At 62.0% G+C, this 15,135-nt stretch carries 9 protein-coding genes and 1 pseudogene; 3 read left to right on the forward strand and 7 right to left on the reverse strand.

Annotated elements, in window-relative coordinates; genetic code table 11:
• Positions 1-9: 9 nt before the first annotated feature.
• The gene (locus ACIPO9_RS26140) at positions 10-981 is read left to right on the forward strand and encodes a 2-hydroxyacid dehydrogenase (RefSeq protein ID WP_400784251.1); all 972 of its coding nucleotides are present in this window, start codon (positions 10-12) and stop codon (positions 979-981) included.
• A 264-nt stretch (positions 982-1,245) separates the two neighbouring features.
• On the opposite strand, the gene ACIPO9_RS26145 is transcribed toward ACIPO9_RS26140, so the two are convergent.
• Together ACIPO9_RS26145 and ACIPO9_RS26150 are read right to left on the reverse strand one after the other, a co-directional pair.
• Positions 1,246-2,109, reverse strand: coding sequence for a methyl-accepting chemotaxis protein (locus ACIPO9_RS26145; RefSeq protein ID WP_400784287.1), 864 nt, complete (start codon positions 2,107-2,109; stop codon positions 1,246-1,248).
• Positions 2,104-2,901 (reverse strand): annotated as a pseudogene (locus ACIPO9_RS26150) (MCP four helix bundle domain-containing protein); the annotation flags it as partial. The pseudogene ACIPO9_RS26150 and the gene ACIPO9_RS26145, both read right to left, overlap by 6 nt.
• Before the next feature lie 489 nt (positions 2,902-3,390).
• On the opposite strand from ACIPO9_RS26150, the gene ACIPO9_RS26155 reads away from it, so the two are divergent.
• Positions 3,391-3,672 carry a DUF1652 domain-containing protein gene (locus ACIPO9_RS26155; RefSeq protein WP_400784252.1) on the forward strand — a complete coding sequence of 94 codons (282 nt, stop codon included), beginning with the start codon at positions 3,391-3,393 and terminating at the stop codon, positions 3,670-3,672.
• A 140-nt stretch (positions 3,673-3,812) separates the two neighbouring features.
• Here ACIPO9_RS26155 and ACIPO9_RS26160 read toward each other — a convergent pair whose 3' ends face one another.
• Positions 3,813-6,227 carry a UvrD-helicase domain-containing protein gene (locus tag ACIPO9_RS26160; protein ID WP_400784288.1) on the reverse strand — a complete coding sequence of 805 codons (2,415 nt, stop codon included), beginning with the start codon at positions 6,225-6,227 and terminating at the stop codon, positions 3,813-3,815.
• 364 nt (positions 6,228-6,591) lie between these two features.
• Between ACIPO9_RS26160 and ACIPO9_RS26165 the strand changes: the two genes are divergently transcribed.
• Positions 6,592-7,287: a pirin family protein gene (locus ACIPO9_RS26165; protein ID WP_274130853.1), complete on the forward strand. Its 696-nt coding sequence runs from the start codon at positions 6,592-6,594 to the stop codon at positions 7,285-7,287.
• Between the two features lie 307 nt (positions 7,288-7,594).
• Here ACIPO9_RS26165 and pgm read toward each other — a convergent pair whose 3' ends face one another.
• From pgm to ACIPO9_RS26185, 4 genes are all read right to left on the reverse strand, one after another.
• Positions 7,595-9,241 (reverse strand): phosphoglucomutase (alpha-D-glucose-1,6-bisphosphate-dependent), encoded by a 1,647-nt coding sequence (gene pgm / locus ACIPO9_RS26170; RefSeq protein ID WP_400784254.1) that lies wholly within the window; start codon positions 9,239-9,241, stop codon positions 7,595-7,597.
• A gap of 139 nt (positions 9,242-9,380) precedes the next feature.
• Positions 9,381-11,606 (reverse strand): ATP-dependent DNA helicase, encoded by a 2,226-nt coding sequence (locus ACIPO9_RS26175; RefSeq protein ID WP_400784290.1) that lies wholly within the window; start codon positions 11,604-11,606, stop codon positions 9,381-9,383.
• A gap of 459 nt (positions 11,607-12,065) precedes the next feature.
• Complete coding sequence (locus tag ACIPO9_RS26180; protein ID WP_400784256.1) at positions 12,066-13,460, reverse strand: aminotransferase class I/II-fold pyridoxal phosphate-dependent enzyme; 1,395 nt, start codon at positions 13,458-13,460, stop codon at positions 12,066-12,068.
• 100 nt (positions 13,461-13,560) lie between these two features.
• Positions 13,561-15,066: a hypothetical protein gene (locus tag ACIPO9_RS26185; RefSeq protein ID WP_400784258.1), complete on the reverse strand. Its 1,506-nt coding sequence runs from the start codon at positions 15,064-15,066 to the stop codon at positions 13,561-13,563.
• Between the last annotated feature and the right edge of the window lie 69 nt (positions 15,067-15,135).

A 15,135-nucleotide genomic window follows, 5' to 3' on the forward strand; every position in this document is an offset into this window, starting at 1 on the left:
AACCTTTGCATGAAACCACACGTCGTTCTCTACAAGTCCCTCTCGGCGCCGCTGATGCAGCGCCTGGAGGATCACGCGCAGGTCACACTGATTGAAGATGTCAAAAGCCCCGGCGGCCTGGCGCGCCTGCGAGATGCCCTGCCCCAGGCGGACGGATTGCTGGGCGCGAGCCTGAAGATAGACGGACCGCTGCTGGACCTTGCGCCCAAGCTGAAAGTTATCTCCAGCGTTTCCGTAGGCGTGGACAACTACGACCTCCAGGACCTGACCCGGCGCGGGGTCCAGCTCACCAACACCCCGGATGTGCTGACCGAAACCACAGCAGACACAGGCTTTGCCCTGATCATGGCCACCGCCAGGCGCGTCGTCGAACTGGCGAACATGGTGCGCGACGGCCAGTGGAAACAGAACATCGGACCCCGGCACTTCGGCAGCGATGTGCACGGCAAGAAGCTGGGCATCATCGGCATGGGCCGGATTGGCGAAGCGCTGGCGCAACGGGGCAACCTGGGGTTCGGCATGCCGGTGCTCTATCACAGCCACTCGCGCAAGCCGGCGGTGGAGGCACGATTCGGCGCGCAGTACCGCAGTCTCGAAGACCTGCTAAGAGAAGCGGATTTCGTTTGCCTGACGCTGCCCCTGACGGCAGACACGGAAGGCCTGATCGGCGCCGCTCAGTTCGCGCTGATGCGCCCCGAGACGATCTTCATCAACATCGCCCGGGGCAAGGTGGTGGACGAAAAGGCGCTGATCGAAGCCCTGCGCAACAAGCAGATCCGCGCGGCGGGGCTGGATGTTTTCGAGCAGGAGCCGCTGGCTCAGGACTCACCATTATTGGCGCTGGACAACGTGGTCGCCACCCCGCACATGGGTTCGGCGACCTTCGAGACCCGCGAGGCGATGGCGCGGTGTGCGGTGGACAATCTGCTGGCCGCACTGGCCGGCGAGCGGCCGCCGAATCTGGTGAATACCGGAACCTGAAACTCAACGACCTGTAGGAGCGCGCTTGCCCGCGATGGCGTCGTGCCTGCCACCCACAGGGTCGCAGACATATCGCATTCGCGGGCAAGCGCGCTCCTACGGACCAGGGTGTTCGGGCAATTGTTGTTTCACCTCACCCTCGTAGCAGCACGGCTTGCCGGCGGGGGCGGCGTGTCAGTCGACATCAGTATGTCAGGCAGACCGCTCCCGCCGGCAAGCCGTGCTGCTACGAGGGCCAGGGTGTTTGCAGGGTTTGTGTCCCGCTCAGATCTTGAACCGCGTCACCATCGCTTTCAGGTCCACCGCCAGACGCGACAACTCGTGGCTGGCGGCGCTGGTCTGGTTGGCCCCTGCCGCTGATTGCGCGGCCAGGTCACGGATGTTGATCAGGTTACGATCCACTTCGCGTGAAACCTGAGCCTGCTCTTCCGAGGCGCTGGCGATCACCAGGTTGCGCTCGTTGATGCGCGAGATGGCTTCGGTAATGAGTTCCAGCGCATCGCCGGCAGAACTCGCCAGGCTCAACGTGCTGCGAGTGCTGTCGGTGTTGCGCGACATCGACTGCACGGCATCCCCCGTGCGCGTCTGGATCCCCGCCACCATCTGTTCAATTTCCGTGGTCGACTGGGCTGTGCGGTGCGCCAGCGCCCGCACCTCATCGGCCACCACGGCAAACCCGCGTCCGGCCTCGCCCGCCCGCGCCGCCTCGATGGCGGCGTTGAGGGCCAGCAGGTTGGTCTGCTCGGCAATCGAACGAATCACGTCCAGCACCTTGCCGATGTCACGGCCCTGCTCGGCGAGACCTTCCACCAATCCGGTGGTGGCCTGGATCTGCTGGGTCATGTCCTGAATCGAGCGCACCGTCTCGACCACCCGATCACGCCCCTGACGCGCCGTCTGGTTGGACTCCTGCGACGCTTCGGAAGTGGACACCGCGTTGCGCGCCACCTCCTCCACCGCTGCGGTCATCTCGTTGACCGCCGTGGCCGCCTGTTCGATTTCATTATTCTGTTGTTGCAGGCCGCGGGACGATTCCTCGGTCACGGCGCTGAGCTCTTCCGCCGCCGATGCCAGTTGAGTGGCAGACCCTGCAATCAGCTCGATGGTCTTGCGCAGGTTCTGCTGCATGGTCGACAACGAGCGCAACAACTGCGTGGCTTCATCCTTGCCATCGATCTCGATTGGCTTGGTCAGATCGCCCCCGGCAATTTCTTCGGCTACACGAACCGCTCTATTCAGCGGGTTGACGATACTTTTGGTCAGCAGCCAGGCCAGGATCACCGTCAAGAAGACCGCAATAACCGACACCACGATGATGCCGATATTGGCATTGTCATATTGCTCTTTTGAAATAACCGCCGCTTCCCGGGCACCGGCCTTGTTGATAGTGATGAGCTGGTTGATCTGCACCCCCATCAAGTCGGTGGCATCTTTCATCCGCGTATTGATCAAGTTGCGCATTTCTTCGGCCTTGTCCTGGCGTGATAACTCCAGCACTTGAGCCTGTACATCGAGAAAGGTCGCCAGGGTCGCTTCGAACTGGTGATAAACCACCAGTTCCTCGCCTTCGGCAGGAAGTGCCGCGTAATTCTTCTTGGCTTCCTGCAACTTGCCGATCAGCTCGGCGATGCGCGCGTCGGTTTCACGCAGCGCCGCAGGATCGCGGTTGACCAGCGTGCGGAACGAGGTGATGCGCAGGCGCAGGCTGTTTTCCAGCATCCCGCCCAGGTAGCCGACACTGGGCAGCTGGTTGGTTTCCATGTCGGTGGTCGCCTGGCGAATCAGCGCCATGCGGTTGACGGAGAAAAAGCCGAGTCCGATCACCAGTACGGCGATGAACGCAAACCCCAGGAATGCGCGTGGCGCGATGTTCATGTTTCGTATCGACATGGAAGTACTCTCGTGAAAGATCCGGCTCATCGGATAAATGCGACTAACGCACCCACCAATGCCTTCTCTGATATCGGCCGGCTTTGTCGATAAATTCAGTGCGCTTTAATACTTTTTTTAAACACGCGCTTTAGTGGATCCAATACTTCAACGCAAAACGTTTGCGTGTTAAGCGAGCGTTACAGCGGAAAATAGAAGATGGGCATTTAACGGGCTGGCTTGTCGCAGAAGTAGTGGCCCAGTGCCTTAGTTTTAAATAACGATTGCGCATCAGAATCGTGCGCGCACGGATATAAAGGAATATGACCCACGTCAAAAATCTGTAATTTTTATGGTCTGTAGGATTTTTTTCTCACTACTGTCAGAACTCGGTGCTACCTTTATCTGGCGCGTCCACTTATCGACCAACGTGAAAGACATAACAGGTAGTGCGGAGCTCTGGCTCAAGCATTGCGCCGTTGCTCGAACCTGGCCTGACACAACCGTTTTCCTGCCCTGCGGAGCTACACAATTGCTCGATTGAACGAGGTGGGTCCCATGAATAAAGTCACGTTCCCCAACGCCTGCCAGCTGATGCGCTGGCATTTTCATCCTGTGGGCTTTGAAGCCAACATGGATGCACCCAGCAGCATGGTCGCGCGCCTGTTCGACCGTGCCAGCGGTGAAACGGTGATCGCCATTGCCGGCATCCCGTGCGCGACGGTGATGAACGCGATGGACGTGGAACGCATTATCGAGGCCATCGAGCTGGAACTGGAGACGTTCGTCCCCAGCCGAATCGAGTATTTGCAGCAGGCCTGACACCCGATCTCGACCCACTGCCACTTCCCTGTAGGAGTGAGCTTGCTCGCGATTTGGCATCACAGTCAGCACAGAGTTGGCTGGTCCGACGCCATCGCGAGCAAGCTCACTCCTACAGAAGGTGTCGATGGCCGTGGAAATTATGTTTCGGCAGTCATCCCGCCACGCCGATCCTCGAAAAACGCCTTGTCAGAGGCGATCCTCGCTGACGCCCTCGGCACCGCCGCCTCGTCATTGCCCGCCGCATCGATGAACCAGTAGCAATGGCGCACGGCGCGGGTGATCGCGACGTAGGCCAGGCGCAGGACTTCATCTTTCTGCGCGTTATCGAACGCCTCCAGATCGCCCTCCTTGCCCAACCCCGCCAACTGATAAACCTGATTCTTGTACGGCGATTGAGTCAGGTGCTGGCAATCGCCGAGCAGAAACACCGCATCGGCCTGCAGGCCCTTGGAGCTGTGATAGGTCAGTTGCTTGAGCCGCCGTTCGTGGGGCGGCAGCGCGTAGTCGGCATCGACCAGCGCGGTCAGCGCCTCGGGCAATTTGCTGCGCTCGCTGCCCTTGCGGTACAGCAGCAGCACCGAATCTCCGGCGTTGTAATGCTCGATCAGGCTGGCCACCAGGCGATCGTCGTCGCGGTCGAGCACCGTGACCGGCAGCAACTCCTGCACCGGCCCACTGGCCCGGGCCTTTTTGCCGCTGATCGCAGGCGCCGCGCGCACGATGTGCTCGGCGGCGTCGATGATGTGCTGGTGGCTGCGGAAGTTGTCGCTGAGCATGACCTTGGTGGTCGACGGCGACGAGAACTCCTTGGGGAACTCCATGAAGAACTTCGGCGAACTGCCGCGCCAGCCGTAGATCGACTGCCAGTCATCGCCCACGCACAACAGCGACGAGCGCTGGGCGCCACGCCCGACGTGTAGCGAGGCACCGCGGCTGCGCACTTCCCGCAGGCTGGCGCGAATCCAGGAAACGATCTGCGGCGAGACGTCCTGAAATTCGTCGATCATCAGGTGCGACAGCGGGCGCAATCCCTCGTCGCTGACCAGCTTGAGGTTCTCCGGCGAGTTCTCCCCAAACAGGGAGAACATGCGGTTGTAGGTCATGATCGGCGGTGTCTGGGCCAGCAAGTGATCCTCGAAAGCTTTCCAGAACAGGCTCAAGGCTTCGAAGAAGAAGCGGTCCGGGTCCTGATCGGAAAAGCTCATCTGCGCCACCGCGTCCGGCACGTCCAGGCCCAGGTTCTCGATGAAACCTGCGGCCGCGACGAAGCAATCGAGCAGCGGCGCAGCGCTCAGCTCGCCCTTGACCTTGTAATCGAAGCCCGGCCCCGCCACAGCGGCACCCGACAACGACTGCATCATGCCCCGCGAGGCCTCGTAGTTTTCCAGCCAGATCACCGGTTTGCGGCAGAACGCCTGGAACAGCGTGCGCTTGATGACCCACTCGGCCCACACCGGCAGCTTGGCGTCCGGGCGGCGCAGGTGCTGGTCTTCGCTGGGGTCGAAACCCAGGACGATCCAGGCGTCCAGTTCGACGGCGTGACCGTGGACATGGAACGTCAGGCCACTGACTTCGACTGTCTGACGCATCGGCTCCACGCCCAGGATCGGCCAGGCACCCTTGCGGATCCACAGGTCCTCGATGACGTCGCACAGTTCTTCGTCACGCTTGGACGACAGGCCCATGACGGTGATGCGTTTCTGCACGTCGGGGTGGTCGCGGTCCAGTTCCTTGAGCTGCAACGAATGCCGATACAGCGGCGCCATCACTTCGCGGAAACGCTGATTGCTGGCGTACAGGTCGCGGTAGCAGAGGTTCATCTGCTGACGCTGAGCGTCATTGATGCGCAGATCGAACGGGTTGCTGTCGGCGCCATCGTTCAGCAGCGGGTTGCCGAACAGGTCGGCGCTCTGGCTGCTTAGGTTCTCGAACGCCTGCAACTGCTCGAAGCCCGGCAGACTGCGCACCAGCGGCAGAATGCGCGAGTGGAAGGTGCGCACCACTTCGCGGGCCTGGCGTTGGGTCAGGTCATGGCCCCAAAGGCCCATGATCTCGATCAGTTTGTTGATGAAGTCCTTGCGTGACTCGCGGGTGAATGTCACCACGGTCATGGAGTCCAGCTCGAAACCCAGATAGTGGTTGAGCAGCAGCACCCGCAGTACCAGCGAGGTGGACTTGCCAGCCCCCGCGCCTGCGATCACGTAGGTGGACGGCGTGTCGCTGAAAATCATCTTCCATTGCGCGGTGGTCGGCTGCGCGTGGGGCGGGAGTTTTTCGGCGACGTCGGCCTTGATGCGCTTCTTCAGTTCGTTGGTCAGCGGCAGGCGCCAGTCATCGAACAGGCGCTCGTCAACCTTGGGTCCACGGTGTTCCTGAGGGCGCGTGTCACGAATCACCAGCACCCGGCGCCCTTCCTCGATGCCGTCCATGCGGCCCTCGGCATAGCCTTCGTCCATGCCTTCGGCGTGGCCGTTGAGGTAGCCATCGGCGTGGCCCTGATGCCAGGACGGCACGTGCTGTGCCTGCAGGCGCAAAAGGCTGCTACCGATCATGCGCGCCAGCAGGCGTTTGAAGAACGGCAGGCGCTCGGGAGGCGTGAGATCAGGTGGAAGATCGGGAGATGGCTTGGCGGAAAAATCGTGCGGCACGCAGGCTCCGGATATCAGTGTTGATGTAAAGGTGCCTATGGTCGCCCCATTCGCCGCCAAGCTCCAGCGAAATGCTTTGTGCTCATGGGCTTAGCCGATCAAGTGCAGGTAATACGGCAGAATAAGCTCAACAAACGCATCTAGGATTTCGATAATAATAACGCAAAACTTACGCTTTTTATCGATAATAGATTGTTGGATGATTGCTCCATCGACTAACCAGCGGCGCCGCGATAAACGGTCCGGCCCTGCTACGGAGGAACTGATCATGCTGCAACTTCGACCTTTCAAATCCCTCGGCGGTGCCGACCATGGCTGGCTGAACGCGCATCACCATTTCTCGTTCGCCAATTATTACGACCCAAGCCGCATGAGCTGGGGCCAGTTGCGGGTGTGGAACGACGACGTGATCCAGGCCGGGACCGGCTTCCCACGCCATCCGCACCGCGACATGGAAATCATCACCTACGTTCGTGAAGGCGCGATTACCCACAAGGACAGCCTGGGCAACGAAGGCCGTACCGAAGCCGGAGACGTGCAAGTGATGAGCGCTGGCACCGGCGTGGCCCACAGCGAGTACAACCTGGAAGCGACCGATACCAAGATCTTCCAGATCTGGATCATGCCGGACGAAGTCGGTGCGCCACCTTCCTGGGGTGCCAAGCCGTTTCCGAAAGCCAATCGCGAAGGTTTCGTGACCCTGGCCAGCGGCAAGGCTGACGATGACATCGAGCTGCGCATTCGCGCCAATGCCCGACTGGTCGCCGCCAACCTGAAAGCCGGTGAATCGGCCGAGTACGTGCTGGACGAAGGTCGCCGCGCCTATCTGGTGCCGGCCACTGGCGCCATCGAAGTCAACGGCCTGCAAGCCAGGGCCCGCGACGGTGTGGCAGTCGAAGACGAGCGTGTGCTGCGCGTGACGGCCATTGAAGACAGCGAGATCGTGCTGGTAGACGTGGCGTGATCGAGCTGAAATGAAAAAGCCCCGACGTATGAGCGTCGGGGCTTTTTTTTGCGTGTGCGGTTGCAAGCCACATAACGGCCTTGGCGAGCAAGCTCGCTCCCACAGGTGCGCAGGGCGTTCGAACAACCTGCGATCCTGTAGGAGCGCGCTTGCCCGCGATGGCGTCAGGTCAGTCACCTCTGAGGCGTCTGGAACAACTCATCGCGGGCAAGCGCGCTCCTACAGTCGGGTGACTCAAGCGATCACTGACACCCCATCGAACCTGTGGGAGTGAGCTTGCCCGCGAAGGCGTCCGTCGCCCGAACGCTTACTTCGGGGCAATCGCCGCATCCACCAACACCTGCGCTTCAGCCACCAGGCGCTTGAGGTGTTCTTCGCCCTTGAAGCTTTCGGCGTAGATCTTGTAGATGTCTTCCGTGCCCGAAGGACGCGCCGCGAACCAGCCGTTTTCGGTCATGACCTTCAACCCGCCAATGGCCTGGTCGTTGCCCGGCGCCTTGCTCAGGATGCCGGTGATCTTCTCGCCGGCCAGCTCCGTGGACGTCACTTGCTCCGGCGACAGCTTGCTCAGCAATGCCTTCTGCTCGAAGTTGGCCTTGGCCTCGACGCGGGTCGAAACCGGTTCGCCCAGCTCGTCGGTCAGCGCCTTGTACATCTCGCTCGGGTCACGCCCTTTGCGCGCACGGATTTCGGCGGCCAGCAGGGCCGGGATCAGGCCGTCCTTGTCGGTGGTCCAGACTGTGCCGTCGCGACGCAGGAACGACGCACCGGCGCTCTCCTCGCCACCAAAGCCCAGCGAGCCTTCGAACAGGCCCTCGGCGAAGAACTTGAAACCCACCGGTACTTCATACAGGCGACGGCCCAGACGCTGGGTGACGCGGTCGATCATGCCGCTGCTGACCACGGTCTTGCCCACGGCCGCATCGGCGCGCCACTGCGGGCGGTTCTGGAACAGGTAGTCGATGGACACCGCCAAATAATTGTTCGGTGCCAGCAAGCCACCGGTCGGGGTCACGATGCCGTGGCGGTCGTGGTCCGGGTCACAGGCGAAGGCCACCTGATAGCGGTCCTTGAGGCCGATCAGGCCCTGCATGGCGAAGTTGGACGATGGGTCCATGCGAATCTTGCCGTCCCAGTCCACGCTCATGAAGCGGAAGGTCGGATCGACGTGCTGGTTAACCACATCAAGGTTCAGGCCGTAGTGCTCACCGATGGCCGACCAGTAGCGCACGCCCGCGCCGCCCAAAGGGTCTACGCCCAGACGCAGGCTGGCGCCACGGATGGCGTCCATGTCGATGACGTTCTTGAGGTCAGCGACGTAGGTGTTGAGGTAGTCATGGCGATGGGTGGTGTCGGCGCGCAGGGCTTTTTCATGGCTCATGCGGGTCACGCCGACGATCTTCTCGGCGAGCAGTTCGTTGGCCTTGGTCTCGATCCACTTGGTGATGTGCGAATCGGCCGGGCCGCCATTGGGCGGGTTGTACTTGAAGCCGCCGCTTTCCGGCGGATTGTGGGACGGCGTGATGACGATGCCGTCGGCCAGGCCCGATGTGCGACCCTTGTTGTAGCAGATGATGGCGTGGGACACCGCCGGCGTCGGGGTGTATTCGTCGCCTTCGGAAATCATCACGTTGACGCCGTTGGCCGCCAGCACTTCCAGCGCCGACGCCGCAGCCGGAGTAGACAGCGCGTGGGTATCGGCGCCCAGGAACAGCGGGCCGTCGATGCCATTGGCCTGACGGTACAGGCAGATCGCCTGGCTGATGACCAGGACGTGCCACTCGTTGAAGCTCAGGTCGAACGAGCTGCCGCGATGGCCGGAGGTGCCAAAGGAAACCTTCTGGGTGGCGACCGAGGCGTCAGGTTGCCCGGTGTAGTACGCCGTGACCAGACGAGGAAGATCGACCAGCAATTCTGCAGGCGCCAGTTTGCCTGCGAATGGACTGATACTCATGCGAAACCTCCGTGGATGAAAAAAGAAATTAGCGTCGGCGAAACAGGAAAAAGGCCTGCGGCGCGGCAGTTTACTGGCACTTGGACCGTCGTGCTCGGGTATTGATCCGTAAACCGTTGAGACAAATAGCAGCTGTGATTCAGATTTGCCACCATGCCGGCAACAATTGCTGAATCCTGTGTTCGGCGAAGCGATCATCGATCAGAACCACCACGCCCCGATCCTCCGTGCCGCGGATCACCCTCCCGGCGGCCTGCACCACTTTCTGCATGCCGGGGTAGAGATAGGTGTAGTCGTATCCGGCGCCGAACAACAGGCCCATGCGCTGTTTCAGTTGCTCATTGACCGGATTGACCTGCGCCAGCCCAAGGGTCGCGATGAATGCACCGATCAGCCGTGCGCCGGGCAGATCGATGCCCTCGCCGAATGCCCCGCCCAGTACCGCGAAGCCGATACCCTGGCTGTCGGGGGTGAAGCGCTCCAGAAACGCCTGGCGATCAGCCTCGGCCATCCCCCGCGATTGCTGCCACATCGGGATCTGCGGGTGGCTGTCGGCCAGCAGTTGCGCCACCTGTTGCAGATAATCGAAGCTGCTGAAAAACGCCAGGTAGTTGCCCGGCCGCGCCTGAAACTGCCCGGCCAGCAGCTCGACGATGGGCCCCAGTGACGCCTGCCGATGGTTGAACCGGGTGGATACGTGGCTGGCGATCTGCACCTGGAGTTGCGAGCGCTGAAACGGCGAATCGACGTCGACCCAGGCCGTGGTGTCGGGCAAACCCAGCAGGTCCCGGTAGAAATGCCGAGGGTTGAGTGTCGCGGAAAACAGCACCGTGCTGCGCGCCGCCGTCAGCCGTGGCCGCACGAAACCGGCCGGCACCACGTTGCGCAACGTCAGCCGGGACAAGGCACGCTTGCTGCCCAGTTCACGCTTGCTGATGTCGAACAGGAAATGCTCGTCGAACAGCTCGGCGATGCGCCCGAACTGGATCGCCTCGAAGTAGAAGCCTTGCAGCTCACCGTTGGCGGCCTGGGGGTGGTCGTTGAAATAGTCGCCGAAGGCCGCGACACACAGGTTGAGGCTGGCGATGAATTTAGCCGGCGTTCCCGGATAGGCCTGATACGGCGCAATCTGCTCCTTGTGCAAGGCATTCCAGTCGCGGTTGAGCCGGTTCAGCGGCTTCTTCAAAGGCTCAGGCGCGGTCTTGCGCAGCAGGTCGAGGTTGTATTGGTCGAGGCTTGCGCTGTACATCTGCCGGGCGCGCTCGACCATGTTGTGCGCCTCGTCCACCAGCACCGCCACCTGCCACTGGTTGAACTGGCACAACCCGAACAGCAAGGCGTTCAGGTCGAAGTAATAGTTGTAGTCGGCGATCACCACGTCGCACCAGCGGGCCATTTCCTGGCTCAGGTAATAGGGGCAAATCTCATGGCGCAGCGCGACCTCCCGCATACCGGCCTGGTCGAGCCAGCCCTGTTGCGCCGCTTCCTGGCGCGCTGCGGGCAGGCGGTCGTAGAAGCCTTTGGCCAGCGGGCATGAATCGCCGTTGCATGCGTTGGTGGGGTATTCGCAGGCTTTGTCACGCGCCACCAGCTCCAACACCCGCAGTTTGAGCTGCGGGGCACTTTGGCCCAGCAAGCCCAGGGCATCCAGCGCGAGTTTGCGGCCAGGGGTCTTGGCGGTGAGGAAGAACAGCTTGTCCAGCTTTTGTCCTGGCATCGCCTTGAGCATCGGGAACACGGTGCCGATGGTCTTGCCAATGCCGGTAGGCGCCTGGGCCATCAGGCAGCGGCCGGTGCTGACCGCCTTGTACACCGACTCGGCCAGCACGCGCTGGCCACTGCGAAAGTCGGCGTGGGGAAATTTCAGGCCGGTGAGTTGGGTATTGCGGTTCTGGACGTAGGCGATTTCCTGGCGCGCCCAGTTCAGGAAAATGCCGCACTGTTGGTTGAAGACGGCATGCAGTTGTTCAGCCGTATGGCGCTCGCGAATCAGGGTTTCCTGTTCGCTGACGACGTTGAAGTAAACCAGCGCGAGGTTGATCTCGGGCAGTTGCAGCTGCTGGCAGAGCAACCAGCCGTAGACCTTGGCCTGGGCCCAGTGCAGTTGCCGGTGGTTATCCGGCATGGCGTCGAGCTCGCCGCGGTAGGTCTTCACTTCTTCGAGCTGGTTGAGGCTGGGGTCGTAGCCGTCTGCCCTGCCCCGCACGCTCAGTTCGTGGAAGGTGCCGGAGAGCGCCACTTCGGTCTGGTAATCCGCTGAGCGCCTGCTGGCCACGGTGCGATGCCCGGCGATGCCCTCAAGCGCCGTGGGCGATGGTGTGAAACGCAGGTCCAGGTCCCCGGCCTTGGCGGTAAACTCGCACATGCCGCGCACACCGATCGTGTAGCCCGCAGCGGCCGCAGGTTGGGGAAGGATGGTGGCGATGGAAGTCACGCGGATTCGGGCCGTTGGGCTGACACTGGACGAACGTACAGTTAACCGATCTGCGGCGCCGATGGCAAATGGAAATGGATCGGTGGTGGGTATCTGTTCGAGTCTGATCTGGCTGTCTCGGTGATCTCACCGCCGCTCCCGCCGGCAAGCCGTGCTGCTACGGGTTCAAGGTTTGCCCCGATATCGCGTACATACATCACACCTGTAGCAGCCGGGCTTGCCCGCGGGGGAGATCTTGAGGACGCCGACGCCGGCAAGCCGGACTGCTACGGGTTCAAGGTTTGCCCCGATATCGCGTGCATAGATTACCTCCGTAGCAGCCGGGCTTGCCCGCGGGGGCGATCTTGAGGACGCCGACGCCGGCAAGCCGTGCTGCTACGCAACATCCGGCTACACCCGCTCCTGCACCAGGGCGTTTCTGATCATCACCAGCATCGACTCGATGTTCTGGCTCCAGTCCGCCGCGCCGCTCAGGCACAGGCTCTGCTGGTGCAAGCCGCGCACGCTGAACAACTCTCCCGGCGCGATCACGATACGCTGTTCCAGCAACCGTTCGAACACCCGCGCCATCTCCACCCGGTGCACGCTCTCCAGCCACAGCGTGGCCCCGCCTTGAGGCTGTTCGAAACGCACCTCCTCGCCCAGGTACTGCTCGACCAGGCCGCCCAACTGCGCCATCCGCTCCTCCAGGCTCTTGCGCAGCCAGTGCAGATGCCGGTCCACCTGCCCCGAGCCATACAGCCGCGCGATAGCCTTCTGCCGAATCGGCGGCAGTCGAAACGAGCGCAGCAGCATCTGCTGGTGCCACAGCGCACTGGAATGCCGACTCAGCAGATAACCGAACGGCGCTTCCAGACCGATGCTCTTGTCGAACGCCCCCAGAATCAGCAGACGCCGGGGATCGATCAGGTCGCGCAAGGGTTGCGAATGCTCCACGAAGCACAGTCCGCCGTGGGTGTCGTTCTCCAGCACCCAGACCCCGCTGCGATTCAGTACCTCAGCCAGGCGCTGACGCTGCTCAAGCGCCCTGACCCTGCCGCGAATCGGCTGCATGCGCGAAGACAGGATCGCCATCTTGATCTCGCCACGCTTGAGCAGGCCATGGAGTTCCTGGACATCGGTCTCATCGCCGGCCTCGGTGCACCACTCCACCACGCGAATGCCAAAGGATTGCAAGGTGCGCAACAGGCTCCAGCTGCACGGCGATTCCACCAGCACGGCGCAGTCACGCAGTTGCAACGCCTTGAGCACGGTTTTCAGCACGCCGGTCTTGTCCGGGCCGACGAACACGTTGTCCGGGTGCCAGCAGTTCTCGGTGGACGAGGTGTAGTGCGCGGCCAGTGCCGTACGCAGTTCGATGTCGCCAAACGGCTGGAAACGCGGGTCAGGCTGGCAGGGATAGTGACGCACCAGCTCGCGCTCCAGGGTGAGCAAGGCGCCGTCCAGCGACTGCAGCAAGGTGGGCTCGTCAGCGCCGAAGACGAACATGTCGCCGCGCCGGGTGCTGGCCTGGTAACGCTCCAGCGGTGCGTCGCCCTCGCACAGGATGTCGTTACAGGGCTGGGGCAAGGCGTAATAGCCGGATTTGGGCACCGAGCAGATACGGCCTTCCTTTTCCAGTAATGAGTAGGCGTTCTGCACGGTGGAAATGGACACCCGCAAACGCCGGGCCAGCAGCCGCAGCGAAGGCAGCTTGACTGCCGGTCCCTGGGGCAGTTCATTGGTCAGGCGAGACAGGTAGCGGTACACCACCTGGTAGGCAAAATCGGTCTTGTTGTTATTCATCAGGCACACCCCATCCATGCGCAAGGCGCAGGGTCGTTGAGAGAAATCGCCCGTGGTGCGGCCGCCGGAGCCCGGCGCAACGGCATCACGGGCACAATGGTCAGCGACCGGAGATCAGTTCCGAGACCGTCTCGCCGGTTTCCTGGTCGATCGTCGTGACATGGCCCTTGTCGGGGTCGCTGGCGCGGACTCGGGCAATGATCGAGCTGTCGTCGCAGAAGTCCACGCGCCGTTTCGCGTAGAGACTCTGCAGGCATTTGAGCGTCAGGCCGCTGACATCCACCAGCCACTGGACCACCTGATCCGAGGCCACGTCGCCGGACAGCACCTTGTGCAGATCGCCCAGCGCCACCAGCATGCCGGGATGACAACGGCGCAGAAACGCTTCCAGTTGCGCGCCGCAATCGACGAAGGGCGCGAACATCAGGCAGACCAGTTGCGCCTCGTTCAGGCCGAACGCCTCAAACCCGTAACCGGCCGCCAGCTCGCGCCGTTCCAGCAATTTCTCGGGGCTGTCGTAGGCCGCCATGGCCTGTTCGATCAGGCGTCGCGGCATGCCTTTGCGCCGCATCATGCCCGCCGCCAGTTCCAGGTATTCCTTGATGCCGTCGGCGTATTCACGCCCCTGGACGAATTGCGCCTTGAGCCCGCGCATGTGAGCCATCAGCAGCGGGTTCGCGCAATCCGACTCACTGAAACTGAAGGCCAGATCGTCGAAACGGAACCCCAGGAAATCCGTCAGCAATGGCCAGTGATCCTCGACCCTGAAACCGATCAGGTCGGCCACCGTCAGGAACGCCGGAGTCACGGGCCGGCCCGGATACACCGGCAACCGCGGGGTAAACGCGGGCGGCTCGGCCTCTTCGCCATACAGCTCGTGGTAATAGGCCTGGCCGACGCTGTCGATGGTGCTCAGGGCCGTGCTGAAGCCGAGCTTGTGCCAGTGCTCGACCTTCTGGCCGTTCTGCCGCGCCAGACGCATGATCCAGGTGGCGTACTGTTTCTGCTCCTTGAGCGAATCCCCGCTGAGCACCGCGTCCACACCCTCGCCCCAACAGGCCGCACGGCCGAGGAACTCGGTCATGCCCAGATAGCAGCTGTTGCAGAAGGTGGTGCGGGCATCCCCTGCGGTCAGGTGCCCGCCCAGCAGCATGTCGGAGCGGTTCTGCTCGCGCCCGGCCGTGGAGAATGGCAAGTCGGGCTCGAAGGCCTGCACGTAGCGGTGATCCACCACCAGCAACTCGACCCGAGGGTCGTCGTGCAGGAACAGCGCCGAGTAACAGCGGTTGATGTTGTCCATCACTGCCGACGTCATCCCCGCATGGCGCATGTTGGCAATGCGCAGGTTGAAGGTGGTGGGCGCCCGGCAGGCGATGCTCAACTGGGCGGCGCGCAACAGGGCCACGGTGTAGGCGCTGTCCTTGCCGCCACTGAAAGCCACCAGAATCTTGTATTGCCCGACCCGCTCCATGCCACCGGCGGCCACTATCAGGCGTTGAATCAATAGTTGCAGCGCGGTGCGTTCCGCGCGGTTCAAATAACTCAACAAGCGCTGAAGAACTTGCTGATAGACATATGTCATTGCCTGTTCATGTATGGAACCCATTATCCGATCATCCGTAGTGCAGCCCTGCGACAACATCAAACTCTTGCGACAACACGCGTCATTGAAGAG

This window comes from Pseudomonas sp. NPDC090203, from assembly GCF_044746765.1.
Taxonomy (GTDB): Bacteria; Pseudomonadota; Gammaproteobacteria; order Pseudomonadales; family Pseudomonadaceae; genus Aquipseudomonas; species Aquipseudomonas putida_AD.